The organism is Aneurinibacillus uraniidurans, assembly GCF_028471905.1.
Lineage (GTDB): Bacteria > Bacillota > Bacilli > Aneurinibacillales > Aneurinibacillaceae > Aneurinibacillus > Aneurinibacillus uraniidurans.
In genome coordinates, this window is the sequence record NZ_CP116902.1 from 1,731,294 (window position 1) to 1,754,953 (window position 23,660).

Annotated in this window: 24 protein-coding genes and 1 riboswitch; of the genes, 19 read left to right on the forward strand and 5 right to left on the reverse strand. The window is 46.9% G+C overall.

What is annotated here, in order from left to right; genetic code table 11:
• Nucleotide 1: 1 nt before the first annotated feature.
• Nucleotides 2–172: riboswitch (M-box (ykoK) riboswitch) on the reverse strand.
• A gap of 54 nt (nucleotides 173–226) precedes the next feature.
• The gene (locus PO771_RS08695; RefSeq protein ID WP_272562871.1) at nucleotides 227–1,426 is read right to left on the reverse strand and encodes an iron-containing alcohol dehydrogenase; all 1,200 of its coding nucleotides are present in this window, start codon (nucleotides 1,424–1,426) and stop codon (nucleotides 227–229) included.
• A 139-nt stretch (nucleotides 1,427–1,565) separates the two neighbouring features.
• Between PO771_RS08695 and PO771_RS08700 the strand changes: the two genes are divergently transcribed.
• Entirely contained in the window at nucleotides 1,566–2,024 is a 459-nt protein-coding gene (locus PO771_RS08700; RefSeq protein ID WP_272562872.1) for a hypothetical protein, read from the forward strand.
• Here PO771_RS08700 and ilvA read toward each other — a convergent pair.
• The 3 genes from ilvA to PO771_RS08715 all read right to left on the reverse strand — a co-directional run bounded on the left by ilvA (nucleotide 2,017) and on the right by PO771_RS08715 (nucleotide 4,631).
• Complete coding sequence (ilvA, locus tag PO771_RS08705; protein ID WP_272562873.1) at nucleotides 2,017–3,225, reverse strand: threonine ammonia-lyase; 1,209 nt, start codon at nucleotides 3,223–3,225, stop codon at nucleotides 2,017–2,019. The two genes, PO771_RS08700 and ilvA, sit on opposite strands and share 8 nt — an antisense overlap.
• An 11-nt stretch (nucleotides 3,226–3,236) precedes the next feature.
• Entirely contained in the window at nucleotides 3,237–4,211 is a 975-nt protein-coding gene (locus tag PO771_RS08710; protein WP_272562874.1) for an aromatic acid exporter family protein, read from the reverse strand.
• 120 nt (nucleotides 4,212–4,331) lie between these two features.
• Nucleotides 4,332–4,631 (reverse strand): hypothetical protein, encoded by a 300-nt coding sequence (locus PO771_RS08715; protein WP_272562875.1) that lies wholly within the window; start codon nucleotides 4,629–4,631, stop codon nucleotides 4,332–4,334.
• A gap of 277 nt (nucleotides 4,632–4,908) precedes the next feature.
• Between PO771_RS08715 and PO771_RS08720 the strand changes: the two genes are divergently transcribed.
• From PO771_RS08720 to PO771_RS08795, 16 genes are all read left to right on the forward strand, one after another.
• Nucleotides 4,909–6,042, forward strand: a complete 1,134-nt coding sequence (locus PO771_RS08720; protein WP_272562876.1) for an MBL fold metallo-hydrolase — start codon at nucleotides 4,909–4,911, stop codon at nucleotides 6,040–6,042.
• A 109-nt stretch (nucleotides 6,043–6,151) separates the two neighbouring features.
• Entirely contained in the window at nucleotides 6,152–6,547 is a 396-nt protein-coding gene (locus PO771_RS08725; protein ID WP_272562877.1) for a DsrE/DsrF/DrsH-like family protein, read from the forward strand.
• 24 nt (nucleotides 6,548–6,571) lie between these two features.
• Nucleotides 6,572–7,141 (forward strand): sulfurtransferase TusA family protein, encoded by a 570-nt coding sequence (locus PO771_RS08730; RefSeq protein ID WP_272562878.1) that lies wholly within the window; start codon nucleotides 6,572–6,574, stop codon nucleotides 7,139–7,141.
• A 13-nt stretch (nucleotides 7,142–7,154) separates the two neighbouring features.
• Nucleotides 7,155–7,382: a sulfurtransferase TusA family protein gene (locus tag PO771_RS08735; RefSeq protein ID WP_272562879.1), complete on the forward strand. Its 228-nt coding sequence runs from the start codon at nucleotides 7,155–7,157 to the stop codon at nucleotides 7,380–7,382.
• A gap of 150 nt (nucleotides 7,383–7,532) precedes the next feature.
• A complete protein-coding gene (locus tag PO771_RS08740; RefSeq protein WP_272562880.1) occupies nucleotides 7,533–9,752 on the forward strand; it encodes a DNA topoisomerase III in 2,220 nt (739 codons plus the stop codon).
• A 42-nt stretch (nucleotides 9,753–9,794) separates the two neighbouring features.
• Nucleotides 9,795–10,859, forward strand: coding sequence for an NAD(P)/FAD-dependent oxidoreductase (locus PO771_RS08745; RefSeq protein WP_272562881.1), 1,065 nt, complete (start codon nucleotides 9,795–9,797; stop codon nucleotides 10,857–10,859).
• A gap of 176 nt (nucleotides 10,860–11,035) precedes the next feature.
• A complete protein-coding gene (locus PO771_RS08750; RefSeq protein WP_272562882.1) occupies nucleotides 11,036–12,730 on the forward strand; it encodes a putative bifunctional diguanylate cyclase/phosphodiesterase in 1,695 nt (564 codons plus the stop codon).
• A 159-nt stretch (nucleotides 12,731–12,889) separates the two neighbouring features.
• Entirely contained in the window at nucleotides 12,890–14,008 is a 1,119-nt protein-coding gene (locus PO771_RS08755) for a PepSY-associated TM helix domain-containing protein (RefSeq protein ID WP_272562884.1), read from the forward strand.
• A 130-nt stretch (nucleotides 14,009–14,138) separates the two neighbouring features.
• The gene (locus tag PO771_RS08760) at nucleotides 14,139–15,692 is read left to right on the forward strand and encodes an ABC-F family ATP-binding cassette domain-containing protein (RefSeq protein WP_272562885.1); all 1,554 of its coding nucleotides are present in this window, start codon (nucleotides 14,139–14,141) and stop codon (nucleotides 15,690–15,692) included.
• Nucleotides 15,693–15,751: 59 nt separating this feature from the next.
• Nucleotides 15,752–15,970, forward strand: coding sequence for a hypothetical protein (locus tag PO771_RS08765; RefSeq protein ID WP_272562886.1), 219 nt, complete (start codon nucleotides 15,752–15,754; stop codon nucleotides 15,968–15,970).
• A gap of 85 nt (nucleotides 15,971–16,055) precedes the next feature.
• Complete coding sequence (locus tag PO771_RS08770; RefSeq protein WP_272562887.1) at nucleotides 16,056–16,694, forward strand: hypothetical protein; 639 nt, start codon at nucleotides 16,056–16,058, stop codon at nucleotides 16,692–16,694.
• Between the two features lie 75 nt (nucleotides 16,695–16,769).
• Nucleotides 16,770–17,441, forward strand: coding sequence for a reverse transcriptase-like protein (locus PO771_RS08775; protein WP_272562888.1), 672 nt, complete (start codon nucleotides 16,770–16,772; stop codon nucleotides 17,439–17,441).
• Between the two features lie 61 nt (nucleotides 17,442–17,502).
• On the forward strand, nucleotides 17,503–18,897 hold the full coding sequence (locus tag PO771_RS08780) for an aspartate kinase (RefSeq protein WP_272562889.1): 1,395 nt from the start codon (nucleotides 17,503–17,505) through the stop codon (nucleotides 18,895–18,897).
• 69 nt (nucleotides 18,898–18,966) lie between these two features.
• A complete protein-coding gene (locus tag PO771_RS08785) occupies nucleotides 18,967–19,188 on the forward strand; it encodes a hypothetical protein (RefSeq protein ID WP_272562890.1) in 222 nt (73 codons plus the stop codon).
• Between the two features lie 172 nt (nucleotides 19,189–19,360).
• Entirely contained in the window at nucleotides 19,361–19,690 is a 330-nt protein-coding gene (locus tag PO771_RS08790) for a hypothetical protein (protein ID WP_272562891.1), read from the forward strand.
• A gap of 80 nt (nucleotides 19,691–19,770) precedes the next feature.
• Nucleotides 19,771–20,541: a DUF3050 domain-containing protein gene (locus PO771_RS08795; RefSeq protein ID WP_272562892.1), complete on the forward strand. Its 771-nt coding sequence runs from the start codon at nucleotides 19,771–19,773 to the stop codon at nucleotides 20,539–20,541.
• Nucleotides 20,542–20,599: 58 nt separating this feature from the next.
• Here the strand turns inward: PO771_RS08795 and PO771_RS08800 are convergent, their stop codons facing one another.
• Complete coding sequence (locus PO771_RS08800) at nucleotides 20,600–21,373, reverse strand: DUF4931 domain-containing protein (protein WP_272562893.1); 774 nt, start codon at nucleotides 21,371–21,373, stop codon at nucleotides 20,600–20,602.
• Nucleotides 21,374–21,500: 127 nt separating this feature from the next.
• On the opposite strand from PO771_RS08800, the gene PO771_RS08805 reads away from it, so the two are divergent.
• Together PO771_RS08805 and PO771_RS08810 are read left to right on the forward strand one after the other, a co-directional pair.
• Nucleotides 21,501–22,616, forward strand: coding sequence for a DUF3900 domain-containing protein (locus PO771_RS08805; protein WP_272562894.1), 1,116 nt, complete (start codon nucleotides 21,501–21,503; stop codon nucleotides 22,614–22,616).
• A gap of 69 nt (nucleotides 22,617–22,685) precedes the next feature.
• Nucleotides 22,686–23,621 (forward strand): beta-ketoacyl-ACP synthase III, encoded by a 936-nt coding sequence (locus tag PO771_RS08810; protein WP_272562895.1) that lies wholly within the window; start codon nucleotides 22,686–22,688, stop codon nucleotides 23,619–23,621.
• Nucleotides 23,622–23,660: the final 39 nt, after the last annotated feature.

Sequence of the window (23,660 nt, forward strand, 5' to 3'; positions counted from 1 at the left end):
TTGTTGCTCCCCCTAGTAAAGCTTTGGCACTATACAACGTAGAGAAATGTGGTTCTCAGCCACCTTAAAGAACGCCTTAAGCCGACGATCCCTGTTCTACCGATTGGCATCTTTCGATGTTTCCCGGCAGTGGCCTATGTTTGTATAGGAACCTCACCTAACGAGGACATTATATCCATTCACAAATATACTCCTAAAACAGAATGCTGTAAAGAATCTCTTTACATTAGTATGCTGCTTTGAAAATATGTAGTACATCCTCAGTCGTAAGGTCACGCGTGCCCGGAATGAATGAACGTCCGCGGCCGTTTATACGAACCGTTTCGTCGGCCATCATCGCCAGATCGCTTTCCTTAATCTTCATATCAGCGAGCGTACCGTATACCCCAAGTTCTTTATACCAGGCAATGAGTGCCTCGATTCCAAGCTGGGCGGCACATTCATCATTTTGTTCGGTGATGCGGAATACGTTGCGTGCCAGACGGGCCAGGCGATGCGGCCGGTCTTTTTTGATGACATGCTCAAAATAGGCAGGAGTAATAATCGCCAGCCCGCGTCCATGGGAAATATCGTAGTGAGCCGAAAGGGTATGCTCCATGGCATGCACCGGGAAAGAACCACCGCGCCCCGCATTAGCAATGCCAATGAGCGCTAGTGTGCTCGTCCAGAGCAGATGGGAGCGAGCTTCATAGTCGGTTGGCTCATCAATCGCTTTTTTCGCATACATGATTGTATTGCGCAGTAAACCTTCTGTAATTTCATCCTGTACGTTGGCATGCTCATCTCCGGTGAGATACGCTTCATACAGATGAGTGAAGATATCCGCCGCACCGTCTGCTGTATAGGAGGCAGGCACTGTGTAGGTTAGCTCCGGGTCAAGAATGGCCGCTTTTGGGAACAGACCAGGTCCGCCGATGCCGGACTTTTCTTTTGTATCCCAGTGGGTGAGAACGGCGCTAGAATTTGCTTCCGATCCGGTAGCGGCCAGTGTTGGGATGGTAATGAGCGGCAGCGCTTCTTTGATAGGCAAAAGCTCGCTTGCTGTGCCAGCAGGATTGCCGCGCATGTAATCATAAATGGGACGGTTAGAAAGTGCTGTTGTTGCAATGGCTTTAGCCGCATCCATTGTAGAGCCGCCGCCTAACGCCACAATCAGGTCGCAGTTTTCTTCACGAGCAATGCGAGCACCCTCATCGACTGTCGTCGTGCGTGGATTTGGTTCAATGCGATCAAATAGCACATATGCAAGCTTTGCTTGTGTGAACGACGCGATTACTCGATCAAGTGCGCCGGTTTTTTTCGTGGAAGAGCGACCTGTGACGAGCAATGCTTTTGTGCCATGCTGACACGCTACTTCTCCTGCTTTTTCGACTTCTCCTTTGCCAAAGTGAATACGCGTTGGCATATGAACAGTAAAATTTAACAAGATACGTTCCTCCTTTTGGGATGCATATATTCTCTATACTACCTAACAGTCCTTTTTATAAGCAAGTAAGCATGTATGATCTAATAGTTGTCTGAAAATTCTGCGCGTGATACGATAGAAAGAAAAGGGGAAAGGCACCATGAGATGGACAATGCCCATTCACGTAAGCGGAATCCTGCTATCCGTCTTTATCGGACTGGTCGTAGGGCTTTTTATGTATGATAAACCAGTCGAGAATACGATGCACCTCGGAACACCAAGCGGTAGCTTTCTGATTGAATCAGATCAGCTCGTACGTGGCCCGCAGATGGAGATTGAAGCAGCGCTGCGCACGTACATGCTGTCTAACTTCGGGATGCCGCGCATGCGAGCCTCATGGTTTGAGAAGATTGAGGAATATCGCGCCGAAATTCATGAGAAGTCTGTTACCCTTAAAGTCATGATGCTTGATTCTGCTTCACGGGAAGACGTACAGGCGGTATATAATGCTGTGCAGGGCTTTGCCAAAACACGCTTGCCAGAGTCGCTGCAGCCAGCCTATGTCGTTGTGACCGATACATACAAAAAGGAGCGGCGTGATGCCACTCCACTTAGATAAAAGGATTCACCTCATAGCCTTCCCGGGCAAGCCGCTGCTCAATGCGGGTAATGTGTGCCTGATTGTTCGTCTCAAGGGACAGTTCTACTTCCGCTTGCCCCGGTACAATACGTGGGCTGATCCGGTTATGATTGATTGCAATCACATTGGCACGTTCCTCGGCGAGAATGCTGAGCAGCCGATTCAGATAGCCCGGCTTATCCCGAATGGTGGTAAAGAAGCGAACATAGCGGCCGGATTCGATGAGACCGTGCTCAATAATACGGGACATGAAAGTTACGTCCACATTGCCGCCGCTTAAAAGTACGGCAATTTTTTTCCCGGTGATCGGAATCCGCTTATAAAGCAGAGGAGCAAGTGAGGACGCTCCTGAACCTTCAACAAGCAGCTTGCTTCGTTCCAGCAAGTACAGCATCGTACGGGAAATCTCAATATCTTCTACGAGAAAAAGATCGTCAACGTACTGCTGTACGAGGTCAAAGGTGAGCGCTCCCGGCTTTTTAACTGCGATGCCGTCTGCAATTGTTCCAGTACTTGCTACAGCTGTGACGGCACCCGCACTGCGTGAGGCATGCATGCCTGCGCAGGCTGCTGCCTGCACACCGTATATTTTCACATCGGGGCGGACGGCTTTTACGGCTGCTGCGACCCCGGCAATGAGACCACCGCCGCCAATCGGACAGAAAATGGCATCCACATCGGGCAGCTGTTCGAGAATTTCAAGGCCGATGGTTCCCTGACCTTCGATGATGCGTTCATCATCAAACGGATGGATAAACGTAGCCCCGGTTTCCTGCTGTACCACATAGGCATGTGCCAGCGCTTCATCGAAGGACTGTCCGTGAAAAATAATGTTTGCACCGTATGACTCTGTTGCCTGTGCCTTGCTGAGTGCTGCTCCTTCTGGCATCACAATCGTACAGGCAATGCCAGCCTGTGCGCTGCTGAAGGCTACACCCTGTGCATGATTGCCAGCGGAAGCAGCCACGACCCCGTTTGCTTTTTCTTCTGGTGTAAGTGAGGTGATTTTATTATAAGCACCTCGCACTTTGAAGGAACCGGTTTTTTGCAGGTTCTCAAGCTTTAAATACAAGTCATTGCCTGCGATGCGGCTGAACGTAGTGGAATAATCAAGCGGTGTACAGTGGACAACCCCACTGAGCCGAGCTCGGGCCGCCCGAATACTATCAATCGTAACCATACAATCCCTCCTTATGGTATAGATTTCCCCTGTGCTTTAGAATCAGCCACGATATATTCATCTTTAATCAGCAAGTAGCGCTCCATTTCCTGTAGAAAATAAAACAGGTTGGCTCGGATTTCGAATTCTTCCCGACTTTTTGGTAGCTCCGTTTGTTCAAACTCGCGCTTTAACTGCTGGATCTGAGCGAGAAATATATAAGCAGTATTGCCTGAATGAATATGGTCGCTTACATCATCGAGGAAGTCTGCTATTTTTTCCCCCTGTGATACAGAATATAGCAGGGTTGAGATAAGAGGAACCATTCGTTCGAGCAAGTAAAACTGTTGTTCCCGCATATGAAAATAATGGTAATAATGATCCTGTTTACGGAAAAGATGATTTTCGACATTTCGAATGGCTAGGCTTTTGGCGGTGTTTATGAGTTCTGGTGTTTCGAGCAGCTCATGTCCATCCCAGGAACTTTCATGATTACGTAAATAAACGACCAGTTCCTTCATGATTACCCGAAAGTTCGCTTCTATTTTTTGCTGATACTTTTTCAACTCGATTTCCATGCTTGGCATGTAAATATTCATGAGAAGTCCAATCCCAAGCCCAATGCTCATAATAGCTAGCTCATTTGTAAAAAAGGCAACGGATACTTTTTGGGTGGTGTATAGATGAAATAAAATAACGCAGGCCGTTACGAATCCCTCTTGAATGCGCAACCGGACTAGCAGCGGTATGAGACATAACAATAAAATAAAAATGGTAACGGGATGATAGCCAAGAAGAGAAAACAGCACCAAGCCAAATAGCAATCCGAGTACGCAGGAAAAAAAGCGGGCAAACGCATTTTTGATGGAGCGTTTTTTCGTCACTTGTACGCTCAGGATGGTTAGAATACCGGCAGAAGCGGCAAATTGCAGACCGAGCCATTGGGCGAGAAAAATGGAAAGGGATGTTCCGACTGCGGTTTTAAGTGTGCGATAGCCAATTTTCATAAAATCCTCCTTGTGCACATGTACGCAAAAAAAAGGAGGAAGTACTCCTCCTTTTTACAAAGTTGTTCCTGATACAGTACTACATTTTAGTGTGAGAAAAAAGGTCTATCTTTATTTTTATTATATTTGGCCAACATCATGCTGACCGATGATGAGTGTGACTGGCTCTAAATGAACAGAAGCAGGGCGATCTGGTTCTGTTAAATCCATACTAACCTGAACTACCTGGAACTGCACTTTTTCATTCTGCCTGCGATCGTATACGACGACGAATTCTTTTAAGCCGAGGGCATGCGTTGTAACGACACAAGATGGCGTTACGACAGGAAGATCAAACTCTCCATGATAAAAATCTGCTTCACTCAGCAATTCGTTGTTGAAATCCACAATTTTAACCGTCTGATAAATGTCATATTTCATAAATAATCCCCTCCTATACATAACATTGTAAACAAAAGGGATAAATGGTTCTAGAAGGAATTATGTAAGTGGAGAAAATGGAGTTATAGCTACATACAACATGACGTACCTTAATTAAATAGTAGCCACGAGCCAGAGGACGTATTTGTACCTCATCCGGTTTGACGCGCTGCTTTTTATTTTTTATGGGGGATTGACGAGTTAAAGTATCGGATGTAATATACCTATAATGGTATATACCTTACCGGGTATAAAATAATTAGAGGAGGAATCAATCGTGGCGGTGTCAGCAATACGTGCGAAAGAACTTCATGACAAAATGAATAGTGGAAAACCAGTATTTATTTTGGATGTGCGAAATTCAGATGATTACAATGACTGGAAGATTGAGCATCGTAATCTGGTGGATGTTAACATTCCGTATTTCGACTTTCTGGATGACAATGAAGACATTTATCAGCCGCTTCCGAAAGATACAGAGATTGTGGTCGTGTGTGCTAAAGGTGGAAGCGCCAAAATGGTGGCCGAGATGGCAGATGAGCGTGGCTATATCACGAGCTATCTCGAAGAAGGGATGCTGGAGTGGAGTCAGTTTTACCACGCCGCTACAGTAGTGGATGAACCGGATGTGAAAATTATCCAGATCAACAGACTTGCCAAAGGGTGCCTTTCGTACATGGTGATGTCTAATGGAAGGGCGATGATCGTTGATCCGGGACGTCACTATGAAGAGTATGTGAAGCTAGCGGAGCAGGAGCATGTTCAAATCACGCATATTATGGATACACACCTGCATGCTGATCACATCTCAGGTGCACCGGAACTAGCGAAGCAAACAGGAGCGAGCTATCATATTTCGCGCAGTGAGATGCAAGGATCAAATATCATTCCGTATCAGGCACTCGAATACGAACAAGTATTTCGGGTTGGAGATGTCGAAGTAAAAGTAATGGCCATTCCAACACCGGGACATACCCCTGGGAGTGTGTCGTTCCTTGTACAGGATCGTTATCTGTTATCAGGTGACACCATTTTTGTCGGTGGACTCGGGCGCCCGGACTTAGGTGGGAAGGCGCGTGAATGGGCGCAATCCCTGTATGATACTGTATTTACGCATATTGCGAACATGAATGACGACACGCTTGTGCTTCCAACGCACTATGCAGATCTCCGCGAAGTGAATGAGCAAGGGCTCGTTTGTGCGAAGCTCGGGGAGATTCGGGCGAAAAATGAAGTGATGCGCACGAAAGACCGGGAACTGTTTACCGAGATAGTTGCAGGTACATCGGGTGCGACACCACCAAACTATGGCGAAATCCTTAAAATTAACCGTGGTGATGTACAGGTTCCGCTTGATGTAGCAACGGAACTTGAGATTGGTCCAAACCGCTGCGCGATTCATCATTCATAAGCGAAGAGATTAGCAAAAACTTATTAACAGAAAGAGAATCACGCATAATAATATACCTACAAGGGTATATGCCTATTGGGGTAAAAGATTAAGAAAGGTGAGATACAAAATGACAAAACGTGTAGCTATTATCGCAAGTAACGGAGGTATGTTTGACGCATACAAGGTGTTTAACATCGCAACCGCATCCGCAGCAACAGATGCAGAAGTGGCAGTCTTCTTCACATTTGAAGGATTGAACTTGATTCATAAGCAAGGTCACCAGCAGCTTCCGATGCCAGCAGGCAAAGAGCATTTTGCGGAAGGATTCAAGGAGGCGAATGTGCCAAGTATCCCGGAACTTGTAAGTATGGCACAGGAGATGGGTGTGAAGTTTATTGCCTGTCAAATGACAATGGATGTCATGAACTTGAAAAAAGAAGATTTTGTAGATGGGGTTGAGGTAGGCGGTGCGGTAACGTTCCTTGATTTTGCCTACGATGCAGATATATCGCTGACATTCTAAGCGACGGTAGAGGAGGAGACACAGATGGGTGCATATACCGTTGATAAGTCAATTGATTGTAAAGGATTATCCTGCCCGATGCCAATCGTTCGCACAAAAAAAGCGGTTGAAGACATTCAGGCAGGAGAAGTGCTAGAAGTAGTTGCTACTGACCCAGGATCGGTCGCAGATGTGAAAAGCTGGGCGACGCGTACCGGCCATCAGTTTCTTGGAACAATAGAAGAGGAAGGCACATTCAAGCATTACATCCGAAAGTCTGGAGTAAATGAAGTGAAGGTGGAAACAAGCTACCCACATGTTATGACAAATGAAGAGCTGGTGGAGAAGCTTGCAGAAAAGCCGATCATTCTTGATGTGCGTGAGCCAATGGAATATGCATTTGGTCACATTCCGGGTGCCGTGCTTGTACCGTTTGGTCAACTGGAAGAATGCCTTACTGAACTCGAATCTCATAAGGATCAAGATGTATACGTTGTATGTCGCATGGGTAATCGCAGCGATATGGCCTGCCAGCTTCTGGCGGATAAAGGGTTTACCCGCGTGAAAAATGTTGTACCGGGCATGTCCGGCTGGAGCGGCCCGGTAGAAAAATAGGAGGAAATAAACGATGAATGCAGATGTTAAAGTAGACGCAAAAGGCCTTTCTTGCCCGATGCCGATTGTGCGGGCGAAAAAAGCAATGGATATGCTGGAAAGTGGCCAAATCTTGGAATTGGAGACAACTGATAAAGGATCAATGAATGATTTCCGAGGCTGGGTGAAACAGACCAATCATGAGTTGATTAGCACTGAAGAAGAGAACGGGATCTATCGCTTTTTTGTAAAAAAAGTATAAGGGAATAAAAAGAGAGAAGCTGCCTGAATGTGGGCAGCTTCTCTCTTTTTAGCGCAAAGAAATTTCAATTGGAACCGCTCACCACGATTCAAACGTTTTTGTTATAATCAAGGCAGATAGCGTGTTTAGAAAAGACAGGGAGATACATACGTGAAAGTAATACTTGCGGAAAAACCGGATCAGGGAGCAAAACTAGCTGCTCCATTTACTACAAAAAAAGGGCAGGGGTATATCGAAATCAAGCCGCACCCGCTGTTTCCAGACGGTGCGATCGTCACTTGGGCAGTCGGGCATTTGTGTGAGCTGGTACCACCAGAAGAATACGATCCGTCGTATAAAAAGTGGTCGCTGTCAACGCTGCCGATCTTACCGAATCAGTTCCGTCATAAGGTAACGCCGTCCAAATATAAGCAGTTTACGATTGTCAAATCACTTCTCAAACGTCCCGATGTAACCGAGATTATTATGGCAGGTGATGCCGGGCGAGAGGGAGAATATATTACACGCATCATCATTCAACTGGCTGGGGTACGCAAGCCGCTTAAGCGGTTGTGGATTTCATCATTAACGGAAAAAGCGGTGCTGAATGGGTTTGCGGCCCTAAAGGATGAGAGTGCTACACGACCGTTGTACGATGAAGCGCTTAGCCGCTCTTGTGCGGACTGGTTGATTGGCATGAATGGCTCGCGTGTTTACTCGCTGTTATTTCAGAAGCGAGGCATTCGGGAAGTGTTCTCGACCGGGCGCGTTCAGACACCAACATTGTCGCTGATCGTTAAGCGAGAGAAAGAAATTGAATCATTCGTCTCGGAGCCGTTCTGGGAAGTGCTGGCTACTTTTGATATGAGCGGCATGCAGTATGTGGGAAAATGGTTCAAAGATGAGGAAACACGTCTTACAAATCCGGAGATGGCGCATAAAATCGCGGCGTTTTGTCATGGGAAGTCCGCGCGTGTCGAAGATGTACAGACGGAACGGAAAGAAACGCCGCCGCCGCTTTTGTTCAACTTATCAGCCCTTCAGTCAGCGGCGAATAAGGCGTTCAAGTTTTCTCCGAAAAAGACATTGGATGTGACCCAGCAGCTGTATGTAAAAGGCTTCGTCTCGTATCCACGATCAGATTCGCAGCATGTTACAGCAGAAGAAGCGGCGTTATTTCCGGACATTCTCACGAAGCTTGGGCAGCAGTCTTTGTACCAGGCGTACATACCGACCCCAGTGTCGTCACTTTTGCATAATCGGCGTTACGTCGATCCGAAAAAAGTAACCGATCATTACGCGATCATTCCTACCGAACAAGTGCCAGACATGGAGAAATTGTCTGCAGATGAGCGGAAAATGTATGAGTTGATTGCGAAGCGCTTGATCGCTGCCCATTATGAAGCGGCGATTTTTGACCATACGACGATTGTGACAAAAGTGGATGGGCGAGCCACCTTCCGTACGAAAGGAAAGCGTGAAGTACAGGAAGGTTGGCGACGTGTGCTGTTTGACGGTAAAAAGAAGAAGCAGAAAGCGGAGAAAAACGATGAGGAAGACGTGCTGCTGCCAGATGTACATATGGGAGCAGATGGGACGGTTGTATCTGCTGACGTAAAAGAAAGTAAAACCCAGCCGCCTAAACGGTATACGGAAGGTGATCTGATTACGGTTATGAAAACAGCCGGTAAGCATATGGATGATGCTGAACTGGAAAAAGTCATGCACCGTGTGGAAGGGCTAGGTACAGAAGCGACGCGAGCCGGGATTATCACAGTGCTAAAAGACCGGGGTTACATCGAAGTGTCCAAAAATCTTGTGTATGCGACAGATAAAGGTCGCATGTTAGTAGAAGCGGTGGGGGCGAGCATTTTGTCGTCTGCGGAGATGACGGCGAAGTGGGAACAGCGTCTGCATGAGATCGGGCAGGGAAAGGCCGCATCCACTCCGTTCATGGAGCAGGCACGTAAGCTGGCGACTCATCTTGTAGACGAAGCGATCAAGCAAGCTGAAACATGGAATTTCACCGGGATTGATGAGGAAGCACTCAAGGCAGCTTCTGCCGAGAAGCGCGGCCGGGGCAAGCAGAAGGGAGCGCCCGTAAAAGTAGGAGTGTGTAAAAAATGCGGTGGCGATATGCTGGATCGCAGCACATTTTACGGATGCGCCCGTTATCAGGAGACGAAGTGCGATTTTACGCTGCCGAAAAAAATGCTCAGCAAAACGATTTCACAGACCAATGTCCGCAAGCTGCTTGCAGGTCAGGAAACGGATACAATTAAAGGATTTAAAAAGGGAGAGAAAACATTTGATGCCCGTTTGAAATGGGATGAAGTAGCCGGAAAGATTGCCTTTATTTTTCCACCACGTCAGGCGGAAAATGGAGGATAGAAGATATCAAACGAGTATGGAATCAGTAGGGGAGAGGATACGATGCGTAAACCGATACAGCCGATCGTAATCATTGGTGGGGGCGTAGCTGGATTAATGGCAGCCCGTGTATTGATGGAGGCGGGGGAAGAAGTTGTTGTACTGGATAAGGGTCGCAGTGGAGGAGGACGCATGGCAACGCGTCGCATTGGGGAAGCGACGCTTGATCACGGAGCGCAATATTTTACCGTGCGCTCACCAGAGTTTGCAAAAGAAGTAGCCAAATGGGAAGAAGAAGGATGGGTTACGCCATGGTTTGGTACCCAACATGTACGTTATCGTGCCTGCGGTGGGATGAATCGTTTGACGAAGCACCTGGCGGAGCCGCTTGATATTGGTGTGCGTGTTCGGGTAACCGCTGTACATCCAGACCCGGCCGGCTGGAAGCTTGACTGGGTGTCTGAAGAGCAAGATTTTGTGCCGCAAATGTATGATGAAGTGATGCCAGAAGACGTGTATGACCCAGGTGCGAAAGCAAGTGTCAAAGCGCGTGCTGTCATTTTGACAGCACCTGTCAAGCAGGCGCTCTACATTTTACGTGCGGGTGAAACAGAATTACCCGCACCACTGCTTGATGAGCTGCAGGCAGTAGACTATTTGCCGTGTCTCGCGGCGCTTGTTGTGCTAGACGGTCCATCAGCAGTACCGGAACCTGGCCTGTGGCGGGCGGATCATCCGGACTCGCCGGTCCAACTCGTAGTGGATAACAGTATGAAAGGGGTATCGGCTCGCACGGCGCTTACGGTATATGCATGTGGACGCTGGTCGAAAGAGCACTTTAATGAACCGGACGAGGAAATTATGCGCCGTCTGCTTGCGGATGCAGCCCCGTGGTTCAATAAGGTAAATATTGTAGAAGCGCAGCTGAAGCGCTGGCGTTTCTCACTTGTGGATAAACCGTATCCAGGGTTGTTTGCGGATGCGGGGCTGCAGGCGCCGCTTATATTAGCTGGGGATGCGTTTATTTCTCCTGATGATTCCGCACAGAGTGGGCGAGTGGAAAGTGCGGCGTTATCTGGAATGGCAGCTGCCCATCATTTGCTGCAGGTGCTCCCAGCGGTAGAGTAAGTGAATAAAAGCAGGACAAAAGCAGGCATTCTGTTCGCACAGAAGCCTGTTTTTTTATAGGGGGAGAAAGCTACAGGTAGACGAAAAAAGAAATTTTCAGTAAAATAATTTATGACAATATAACTAAAAATTACAAAAAAGTCGTTATGAAACAGCCGGAAAAGGTGGTAAAGCCCGTGCAGAAAGATCGAAATGGAGCGGAAGAACAGCAAGATTTGCACCGAAAAATAGAAGAGTGTCGTACCTTGCTAGAGAGTCTTCACAACGTGGTTTATAAAGTTCAGCGTAAACCGGACGGCAGATATGTGTATACGTTTTTTTCGGGCAGACTGGCAAAGCACTGGGGACTGACCACTGAAACTACACAGGGAAAAACCCCTCATGAAATTTTTTCATCGGAAGTGGCGGATTATTTGGTGAAGCAGTATGATCAGGCTGCCTGTGGTCAGTCAACGGTGCACAAGCTTGTACATGAGCGGGAAACCGTTTATGTATCGTTGGTGGATGGACAGTGTGAAGAGGAATTGATCGGATGTTCACTTGATATGATGTTGTGCAGACAGGCATGGAAAAAAATAAATGATCTGCAGTATTATGATGCTTTGACGGGGCTTCCGAACCGGGTGAAATTTGATATGGTTTTGCAGAAAGCTGTGGAGGAAGCAGAGCAGAATGGAACCGAATTTGCGATTATACTAATTGACCTTGACAAATTTAAGATGATGCATGCTTCTGTGGGACGGACGATTAGCGAGACTGTATTGTCGCGTATCGCGCGGGACTTGGCAAATACGCTTCCGGAAAACGATGTACTGGCTCGCGTTAATAAAGATGATTTTGTCATGCTTATACGCGACATCAAGCGAGTGGAGGATGTGCACAGACGGGCGAATGAGATGTTAGCGATGCTTATGCTTCCGTTTGATGTGAACGGCAATGAGATGAATGTCACCGCCAGTCTGGGGATCAGTATGTACCCAACAGATGGTGTAAAGGGCGAGGAGATCATCAAAAAAGCGGAAACAGCCATGTACCGTGCCAAGGAGTGCGGCGGCAACTGTTATTTTATTTACTCGGAAGACTTAACCCGCATTCATAAGCAGTGGACACTGCGCAGTGAGCTGCGCCATGTTGTGCCGCGTAAGCAGCTGCTTTTGCACTATCAGCCACGGTTTAATGTGCGGACGAATCGTATGGTTGGTATGGAAGCGCTTGTTCGCTGGCGCCATCCAGAGAATGGACTACTATCGCCGGGGCGCTTTATTGATCTAGCGGAAAAGACGGGCGTAATTGTCGACATTGATCGCTGGGTGTTGGAGGAAGCATGTCGTCAGGTTCGGGCCTGGCAGCTTGCCGGTTATCCGAATGTGTCGGTTTCCGTGAATTTATCGTCTCTTCACTTTAAAGATATACGTTGTGTCGAGATGATTCAGGAGGCGCTAGCGGCAACTGAACTCCCACCGGCTTGTCTGGAAATTGAGTTGACAGAAAGTGGTTTTATTGAAGAAGCAGATGCAGCTGTAGAAATTATGCATCAGCTCAAGGAGCTTGGTGTAAGCATTGCCGTTGATGATTTTGGCACCGGGTATTCTGCTTTGCATTATTTAAAAAAATTCCCGCTCGATACTTTAAAAATTGACCGTTCTTTTATTCAGAATGTAACGTGCTCACAAGCAGACGAAGTCATTCTTCAGGCGATGATTGATATGGCCAAGAAACTTCAGTTAAAAGTTGTGGTCGAAGGTGTGGAGACGGAAGCGCAGCTTGCATATTTGCGTGAGCAGGAATGTGATGAGGTACAAGGATACCTGTTAAGTCGTCCGATTCCGGTACAGGAGCTTGAAACATTTTTAAGTGAACGTTCGACATGAGAATAAGTAACCTAAAAGAGCAGATCTATTATAGGTCAGCTCTTTTTTAGTTTCAGTAAAAAATTTATCGCAAAGCTTATCATTGACAATGATTATCAATCATACTAATATAAATAAATATGAAAATCATTATCAATTAAAAATAAAAGGGGTTATTTTATGCGGAAAGCAATAGGAAAGATTCATTTGGCTCTAAGCTTGCTAGCGGGAATATTTATTGTCCTAATTTCGCTCACTGGTAGCTTGCTTGTATTCGAGAACGAAATAAAACGGTTGTTTCAGCCAGAGCTTTATCACGTAAGCGCTGGTCCAGTTGTTTCGTATGAAAAAGCACTGATAGCCGTAAAAGAAGCACATCCGAAGGCAGATGTACAACGTGTGTACACACCGGATGAGGCGAGTACGGAAGGCGTGTATATTTTTCGGATAAAGGATGGGAAGTCAAGTTTTAGTGTGTATGTTGATCCAGGCACAGGTCAGCTTAACGGAGAAGAGGGAGACAAATCATTTTTTAACTGGGTTTTAGAGCTGCACCGCTATTTGCTGCTTAAAGATTTTAATGGTGCGGAGATTACGGGCATCATCGGCTTTTTGTTATTTTTTATTGCGGTATCAGGCATTTACTTATGGTGGCCGGGCATTCGGAACTGGATGCGTGGTTTTACATTTCGTCGTTCGCCCAACACGTTTGCGAAGCATTACAATTGGCATAAGGTGCTGGGGATCTGGTCTGTTCCGTTTTTACTCGTGGTCTCCCTGACAGGAGCCCTGTTTGAGTATGACGAAGCGATCTTTGGCTGGTTCGGGACAAAACCGTCTAAAAGTCCAGCGAAACAGATACTCGTATCGGTCCCGCTACCAGAAGGAAAAAAGCCGCTTGATGCGTTAATGCGCAGTGCGGAGCAGGCTGTGCCGGATGCGAAGGTGATTCAGGTTCGCATGCCAGCGAAGCCGAAAAAAGACCAGCCGGAAGGAGCGGTTGAAGTTCGGATGACACACGGGTATGATCCGGGTAACGGAAATGTGCGTGTCTGGCTTGATGCATACAGCGGACGAGTAATTGCGAAGCTTGATGAGAAGGTGGATAGTGGACTTACATACCAGACCTGGCATTTTCCTCTTCATACAGGTACATTTGGTGGTATCGTAACAAAAGTACTCTATGCAAGCGGTGGACTGATTTTGCCAGTGCTTGCGGTAACAGGTACATATATGTGGTGGTTTAAGCGCCGCAAGCGCAAGCAGAAACGAGAAAAAACAGAGCCGCAGGCAGCCTAGCCGTGAGAGATGGGAAGCGTTAAAAAGTTTCCCATCTCTTTACGATTTGTCTGCTGGAATTCCCCTTGTTGATCAGGTATGATGAAGGGATGAACAACGAACTAGAAAAACAGGGGGAGACCGTAAGAACATGAGTGTACTAACCGTTGAAGGATTAAGTCATACGTTCGGAGATCGAACGTTATTTAAAGATGTATCATTCCGTCTGCTGCCAGGCGAGCATGTAGGGCTTGTCGGTGCGAATGGCGTGGGGAAATCGACGTTGATGAATATTTTGACCGGGCAGATCGTGCGCGATGGCGGGAAGGTAGAATGGATGCCAAAAGTGCGCTATGGATATCTCGACCAGCACACCGTGCTGACGCCGGGCAAAACAATTCGTGACGTGTTAAAAGATGCATTCCTGCCGTTGTTAGAGCTTGAGCAAGAGTTGATGGTGATCTCCGAGAAGATGGCGGATGCGTCGCCGGAAGAACTTGAGAAGCTGCTTGAAGACATGGGAGACATTCAGGATCAGCTGGATGCGAGTGGATTTTATACGCTTGATGTAAAAGTGGACGAGATGGCGAATGGTCTAGGCTTAAACGCAATCGGACTGGATCGGGACGTTGCGGCACTTTCTGGTGGACAGCGGACGAAAGTGTTACTCGCAAAGCTTCTGCTTGAGAAGCCGACCGTACTTTTGCTGGATGAGCCGACGAACTATCTCGACGAAGAGCATATTGATTGGTTGAAAGGGTACCTTAAAGAATATCCGTTTGCGTTCATGTTAATCTCGCATGATACGGAATTTATGAATGATGTAGTCAATGTAATCTACCATCTTGAATTCTCGAAGCTGACGCGCTACAGCGCAACGTATGAGAAGTTTCTCGATATGGCTGATATGGCGAAGTCGCAGCATTTGAATGCGTATGAGAAGCAGCAGGAATACATTAAGAAAACAGAAGACTTTATTCAGCGCAATAAGGCACGCTATTCGACATCGGGACGTGCGAAAAGTCGTCAGAAGCAGCTTGAGCGACTCGATGTAATCGATCGCCCGGAAACAGCAATGAAGCCGACGTTTGCCTTCAAGGAATCGCGGGCGAGCGGCAAAGTTGTGTTTGAAGGCAAGGATCTTCAGATCGGGTATTCTCATGCTCTTCTACCGAGCCCGCTGAATATGACGATTGAGCGCGGGGAGAAAATTGCGATTGTCGGCTGCAACGGCGTCGGTAAATCCACGCTTTTAAAAACAATTCTCGGTAAGATAAAGCCATATAGTGGAACTGCGTATCAAGGTGACTTCCTGCACCCATCCTATTTTGAACAGGAAGTCAAGGCGGGCAATGTAACCGCGCTTGATGATGTGTGGAATTCCTTCCCAAGCATGAATCAGCATGAAGTGCGGGGGGCGCTTGCTCGCTGTGGACTGAAAAACGAACATATCAATCGTCCACTTAACATGTTGAGTGGGGGCGAGCAGGCAAAGGTCCGTCTGTGCAAGCTTTTGATGGATGAAAGCAACTGGCTTTTGTTTGACGAGCCGACGAATCACCTTGATGTGGTGGCGAAGGAAGAATTGAAGCGTGCACTTACTGAATACAAAGGCACGGTGCTGCTTGTTTGTCACGAGCCAGAGTTTTATAACGACTGGGTTACGAGAGTATGGAATGTGGAAGAATGGGCGCATCAAGCCTAGTAAATCAGCCGGGGGAAATCTCCCGGCTTTTGTAACAGGGCAAGAAAGGGAGATGGGTAATGGTGGATACGTGCCTTGCATGCGGCAGACCACTTGATACGGATCGATTCGCTGTGTATCATGGCGAGGGAAATAAGACAGCCAGAGCAGAGAACGAAGAGATTGCTGGTCATTTATGCACTACCTGCGCGAAAAAGCACAAAATGAAGCCAGTGCGCAACGAGCATCCATTTTCAAAGCTGGCGCAATTTATGGCTAAAAGTGAAGGAAACGTTTGAAAGAAGCGGTGTGAAAATGGTAAAATGCACTGTAAGCTAATTTAGGGCGTGTTCGACAATGCCGTGTTCTTTAGGAGGTCTTGTGGTGGAAATCACAGTAAAAGTAAACCGATACGTAGATTCCTTGAAAGAAGTGACATATTATCTTGTATCCGTGAATGCACGGGAAGGATTATTACGGAATGATGCAATTGAAAAGGTTCTTGGCACAAGCTATCGTGATGTAGCGCTTGCACATGGCGGCTTTATCGAGAATGGAAATGAAGTATATTTCAACACCCGCGAGGAAGCGGAAGTCGTGCGCGATATTCTTAAAGATATGCTGCGTGAGAAATACAGTCAGGAGATTGCTGTACAACTGTTCGAGCAGTTTGAAGATTGGAACGTCCTAGAAGCAAAAGAAGGCGTCGCAGTTATGGCGAAAGACATGCCTAACGAGGATGAACAGCCGATCATGACGGTTATCTCACTTGATGGCGTGTATCTGCTACAAGTTCCAGGAACAGAAGGCGAGTATGTAACCCTTACTAGCTTCAAGGAGAATCCGGAGCAGTACGGGGATGTGTCATTGAAACATGGCATCATGCATCTGTCCAATAAAGGTATTGTGACAGTGGCAGATGATGCTGATGAGATCATGACGTGGGATACGATCGAGGATCTTTCGGATATTTACAAGCAGTTCCATAAGGTATGTAAAGAACATCTCCGTGTCATTGTATAATGAGACCAAATATACAACAAAATCCCGCCGTACCAGGCGGGATTTTTGTACATTTATATGGAAGGGGCAGTAAATATGAACGTGCGAATTCAATGGAACTATCGATCTCTTGTAGGTAAAAAGCGGACGCTGTTTACATCTGATCCTGTTTCTGCGCAAGATGCGCTTATTTTCGCAGCAGACATTGAGAAAACAGGCCGGGCTGTACAGCCACCTGAATTTGTTGCAGATAATGGGGATATATGGACACGCAAGGAATTAGAAAAGCTTTTGAAGAAAGTAGAAACCGAACCGCACGACATTATAGCCTATTTCGATGGGGGATATGATCGGGCACGTCGCATGGCCGGACTCGGGGTCGTGATTTATTTTGAGCAAGATGGGAGTAAGTACCGCATTCGCAAAAATGAGGCGGTGCCTTCGATTGACTCGAACAATGAAGCGGAATATGCGGCGCTTTGGCTTTTATTGCGGGAGCTTGAGCTGCTTGGCGCACATCATACCTCGGTCATCATTCGGGGAGATTCTCAAGTTGTATTTAACCAGTTAACGGGCGACTGGCCGGTGTATGAGGAAGAAGAAAATCGCTGGCTTGATCGAATTGAAGCGAAGCTCTCTGAACTGGATCTAACACCTAAATACGAACCGCTGCCGCGTACAGAAAATAAGGAAGCGGATATGCTTGCGGGGCAGGCGCTTGCCGGGGAGTGTATTCAAAGCCGAAAGCGGCTTGATATACATGAATGATCAGGTATAATAGTGAGTATTCCGAAAATAGATACGACACATGTGGATGGGGGATCAAGAGATGAAGGTAGCAAAATTTGGTGGGACATCATTGGCGAGTGCCGAACAGATTAAGAAAGTATGCAGCATTGTGCTTGCGGACGATACGCGTAAGCTGATTGTGGCATCGGCACCCGGAAAGCGCCATAAAGAAGATACAAAAGTAACAGATTTGTTAATTGCGCTTGCTGAGCGCTGCCTCGCCGGTGAAGCAGTAGAAGCCGCACTGGGAGCAGTTGTAGCCCGTTATCGCGAAATTGCAGATGGACTCGGTCTCGATGACGAAATTGTCAATATAATTGAACAAGACTTGCGTGCGCGTATGGCGCTTGATACCGGGAACCCTGAGATGTTTATGGATGCATTGAAAGCAAGCGGAGAAGATAATAATGCCAAAATTATTGCCCGCTATTTACAGAGCCAAGGTGTGAATGCAAGCTATGTGAATCCGAAAGACGCTGGTCTTCTCGTGAGTGATGAACATGGCAACGCTCAGGTGCTGCCGGAATCATACAACAATTTGTTGGCATTGCGTGACCGCGATGACGTTATGATTTTCCCAGGATTTTTTGGTTATGCGCCATCCGGTGAGATCGTAACATTTTCACGCGGTGGATCTGACATTACAGGTTCCATTTTGGCAGCTGCTGTAAAAGCGGATTTGTACGAGAACTTTACAGATGTCGATTCGGTATTTGCGGCAAATCCAAATCTAGTCGAGAACCCGGAAGCGATTCAAGACCTGACCTATCGAGAAATGCGTGAATTATCATACGCAGGTTTTTCCGTGTTCCATGATGAGGCTTTGATTCCGGCATTCCGTGCTGGCATTCCTGTTTGCATCAAAAATACAAATAATCCGTCTGCACCAGGCACGATGATTGTGTTTGAGCGTAAAGGAAATGGCAATCCGGTTGTTGGGATTGCAAGTGCGGATGGATTTTGCAGCATTTATGTAAGCAAATATTTAATGAACCGGGAGATTGGCTTTGGGCGCCGTCTGCTGCACATTCTTGAAGATGAAGGGCTGTCTTATGAGCATATCCCGTCAGGTATTGATGACATTACCGTTATCCTGAAAGACGCAGGTTTTGAAGGGGAGAAAGAAGCGCGGATTGTGAAGCGCATTAAAGAGGAATTGGTCGTGGATGATATTGTAATCGAACACGATCTGTCGATGATTATGATTGTTGGTGAAGGAATGCGCCATAATGTTGGGACGACAGCGCGTGCAGCGGGAGCACTTGCTCGTGCTCATGTCAACATTGAGATGATTAACCAAGGTTCTTCTGAAGTAAGCATGATGTTCGGAGTGAAAGCAGTTGAGGAACAAAAAGCTGTACAGGCAATTTATGATGAATTTTTCAAAAACGATAAAGTTGTGCCAAAAGAAGTAGTAAGCCACGCACGCGTGTAATAGAGAATATGTCCCCCTTCGCATATCTGTCAATTGGATGGGTACAATACAGAGCAAGGAGGGGGACGTATGATCGAGGTTACACTTCAATCGGGATGTTCGAATAGCTTGTATTTTGATGCCGTGCCCCGGGGGCTTGCTGCGTTTTCTGTGCAAGAAGATCGTTTAATTGGGCAAATGTCGCCGGATCAATTCGCTGACTTCTTGAAGGATAATAACTTAATTACGTATCGTGATTCCTTGAAAAGTTATGAAAGCGGCGAGAAAATTGGTGAGTTTACACCATTATAGACGTCATGCCAGAGTCCTTATTATGGGGCTCTTTTTTTATGTAAAAAGTAGTGGATCAATATAGCCGATACCATGTAATATAGTCTTATAGTTATGGTTGAAGAATGAGAATAAATGGGAACAAAGATAGAGGAATGTGTATTTTGAGAGGAAGAACAGAAACGGAGTGGGCATGATGGCATCGTCGTATGTTGATTTTTTCAAGGACAAACGTGGCAAGGTCGTGTCCTGTATCGTGAATACATACACGAATAGTGGAGTAACGCGATCCGTAACGATTGAGCTCGGGCGTAAATATGTAATTGATCCAATTAATTTGCTAAAGAAGAAGCACCGAGGCCGTACTTGTATGGTCATTGGCTTTATCACGGATGAGCAGGGTACACCTTCTGATGTGCGGGTTAAATTTTTGGATACAAGTCGAACGGGGCGGATTAGTATTCGGGATATTGTGCCGGTGGATGTTGCGAAAAACAGATCTGATCGATTTTTTAATCCGTAGAAACTTGATGTATGACAGAAGAAGTCATAAGATAAGAGTCGGGTGTGAAACGTTGGCAAAGATAAGCAGGAGGGAATGAAATGCAGCAAACAGAAGCTATTAGACAGTTGCATGCCGTACGGGATGAACTTCTCGCACACGAGGTGTATGGACAGATGACTACACCAGATCGGGTGCGGATTATGATGAAGCATCATGTATTTGCGGTATGGGACTTCATGAGTCTACTGAAGCGACTACAGCAGGGAGTCACATCAGTAACGGTGCCTTGGATGCCATATCCGAACCCGGAATATACGCGGTTTGTTAATGAAATCGTACTGGGGGAAGAATCGGATGAGGATGGACAAGGCGGCTATATTAGCCACTTTGAACTGTACTTGCAGGCGATGGAAGAGGCAGGAGCAGATCAAGGACCTATTCAAGCGTTTCTAGAAGAGCTTACAGCTGGAAAGCCGTATGAAGAGGCACTGCGCCATCCGTCTGTTCCGAAGACGGCACGTGAGTTTGTTGCATTCAACCTACGCGTGGCGCTGACTGGAGAGCTGCATGAAGTGGCGGCTGTATTCTTCTATGGACGTGAAGGGCTAATTCCTGATATGTTCCGCTTGCTTCTTGCGTCATTAGAGAAAAAAGGTGCTTCTTCTAAATGGCTGGATTATTACTTACGTCGTCACATTGAGCTTGACGAAGATGAACACGGCCCACTCGCGGAGCGTTTGCTTGTGAGTCTATGTGGAAACGATCCGAAAAAGCTGGAAGAAGCGTATACAATCGCTCAGACGGCCCTGCAGATGCGTGGGCGGCTGTGGGATGGCGTAGTAGAGGAAATCGAAAAACAAGGCTTGTGAAGGTAAAAGCAAGAAAAGAAAGCCGTTCCGGCAGAAGGGAACGGCTTTTGTTATGCAATTATTTGGAGAAGTACAGACCTTGTACTTTCTCGACTACATCTGCAAGTGTGTTGGGAACTTGCACGATGGAATAGCCCATGAGGTAAGGGGAGCCCGGCGCTCGTAAAATAATTTTGGCAATGAGTCTGTCCTCGAATTGATAGAAAAAAATATTGAAGCTTTTATACGTAGTATTCATGACATTGAGGATAAAATGAACGGCAATCTGGATATAGTTCGAAAACTCATCTAGTTTTGTCCGGTCTGTCAATATGACATTAAACTCCGTAAATCCAGCGCGTGGGAATGTGGAAAGATTCAGTTCTACACCAGGCTGCTGATCGACGATGAGCCCCATAAACTGCCTGGCTTCTACGTGCTCCCGGTAATCGACATCTGTAAGCCCTACAAATTGCATATGCGGATGGTAAATCGAGCCTCCAGAATGCACCCCATGATTTTTGAAAAAAATAACGGATCGGAATTTTCCACTCGCTTCAAATGCCTCCCAGTTTGCGAGAGCGAAGCGGAACAGCCGATATAAATAGTCCGGTGCGTACATAGATAAATCGCCGTGATTGCAAGCTTCTGTCTCAATCAGAACCATCTGATAGGCGCGGTCAAGTGTTTGGAACTTGTTTTCCACAATCAAAAACGGGTCCTCTTTTGCCAGGATAACGCCTTCCTTATAAAGGGTGTCCCGGTCACAAAATGGACAGGCCGTCTCACTGTTGTGCAAAGTAGACGGCTTTTGGCGGGCCACATTTGTAATAAATGTCATATATGTATTCATTATACGCATCCTCTTTTTTAACGCTTTCTCTAATTATACAATATACGCACGTGTCCGACAAAACGAAAACGTTTTTGTGGTACAATAGATGAACTGAGCCATAAAGAGGAAACAAAGGGAGAACGAGATGGAATTCAGTGTACAGTATGTTTCATTTTTTGTTGTGCGCGGCGAAGGGGAGTCGTCGGATCGTTCGTATAAACATTTTCAGACGCTTGACGCAGAAGTGTATACGCACAGTCCGCTCGCTGCGTTTCTTGATGGGGAATTCGTTCGCATCGCCAAACGAAAAGTCGAGCGCCATCCAAAAAGCGATCAGGTGCCAACAAAGCTGGGATATTTTATCGTAGAGCCAGGGCATGATCTAACGAGTAATCCGAATTATAATTTGTTCGCAAGGCTTCGAAAAGCAGATACGGTAGAACAGTTCCGCTCCTATAGCGATGAACTTGTGCAGATGTATATGAACACGAGCGCTGTACGTGGCGGGGCCCTCATTGTGGCGCGTGCCGGACTTCCCAAATATTTTGATGACCCGTTTGTATTTGTGCTCAAGTGTGATTTTGAGCCAAAGGTCGCTTCGATTACGGATGAGCGCAGTCTGATCCGCAATGTAGAGATGGCGATTACGGCGAAAAATATGAAGTCGATTCAGTATCCGCATATGCCGGAGACGGGAATGGTAGAAGAAAGTGAAATAAAAATTCACCAATCGTCACATGCCCGCTATTTTGAAGACTTTCTTAAATTTGTTGCTTATGAGCAGTCGCTGCCGGAAGTGATGAATACGCAGATGATGGGGCTTGTGCAGCAATATATTGAGACAGTGTATGACGAGGAGAGTGAGGAACGGCAGCGCGAGGAAGAAGCAATGGAAATCTGGGCGGCTAGTGAGAAGCGGGAACTGCAAGAAAAGTGGGCCCCGGAGCAGGTGGTCGAAGCCGCTGCGTATTTGGTAGAGCAGAAGCCAGATCTGGAACTGCGGCTAAAGCTCGATCATATGACGGTCAAAGCGATGTTGTCTGACTTTGGTCATTCGGTACATATCGCGCGGTTCGGTGGACGTTATGTGGTTGTGCTTGAAGGGGATGCCTTTGAATTTGAGAAGGGTGTGTCGCCGATTGAATTGCTGCGCCCGGATGAATTAGAAGATGTGCTGGAGCGTATTCGGGAAAAACAGCCTGGAGTTTCCGAGGCTGACTTATCAGCCGACGTAGAAGAAGATGACGCCCCGCCGTTTTAGACGAGCAGGCTGATATTATAATGATTAAATGAGGAGGGGCACATAGTGGTGTGCCGTATAACGACATAGATGAGACAAGTAGGAATTACGGGAGTCGGCTGTTTTGTGCCGTCCCAAATTGTAACGAATTATGATTTGGAGAAAAAACTGGATACGTCACATGAGTGGATTTTTACCCGGACCGGGATTGAAGAGCGGCGTATTGCACCGGAAGGAATGACTACGGCCGATATGGCAGTTGCAGCTGCGCGCAAGGCGCTTGAATCGGCGAATCTTGTGCCGCATGATATTGATCTGATTCTGGTAGCGACATCAACGCCGGATCAAGTATTTCCATCTGTGGCCTGTGCGGTACAGCAAGAGCTGGGCTGCCGCCCTGTAGGCGCAATGGATATTAGTGCGGCTTGTTCAGGGTTTTTATATGGCTTGGTAACTGCTAAGCAGTTTATTGAGACAGGCGCCTGCAAGCATGTACTGGTGATTGGAGCTGAAATATTCTCCCGTATTGTCGACTGGAAAGATCGGGGAACGGCCGTATTGTTTGGTGACGGGGCAGGTGCGGTTGTGCTGAGTCCGGTATCGGAAGGACGCGGGATTTTGTCGTATGAGCTTGGATCAAACGGAGCGGGCGGCCAGCATTTGTATGTGGATGGAACGGTTGCGATGAATGGCCGGGAAGTGTTCAAGTTTGCCGTGCGCCAAATTAATGAATCGGTGCGCAATGTCATGGAGCGTGCCGGCCTTGGGGTTGCTGATATTGATCGCATTGTACCTCATCAGGCGAATGTGCGCATTTTGGAGAAAGCGGGCGATTTGCTGGGGATTCCACACGAGAAAATATCGGTTAGTGTGAACAAATATGGCAATACGTCGGCAGCATCTGTGCCACTTTCTTTGCTGCAGGAGCTTGAAGCCGGTCAGGTACGCGATGGAGATGTCGTTGTATTTGTCGGATTTGGCGGCGGTCTTACATGGGGAGCGCTTGCGGTTAAGTGGGGCAAGTAATCAAATAAACTGCGGATTTTTTGCGGTACAGACTATTTT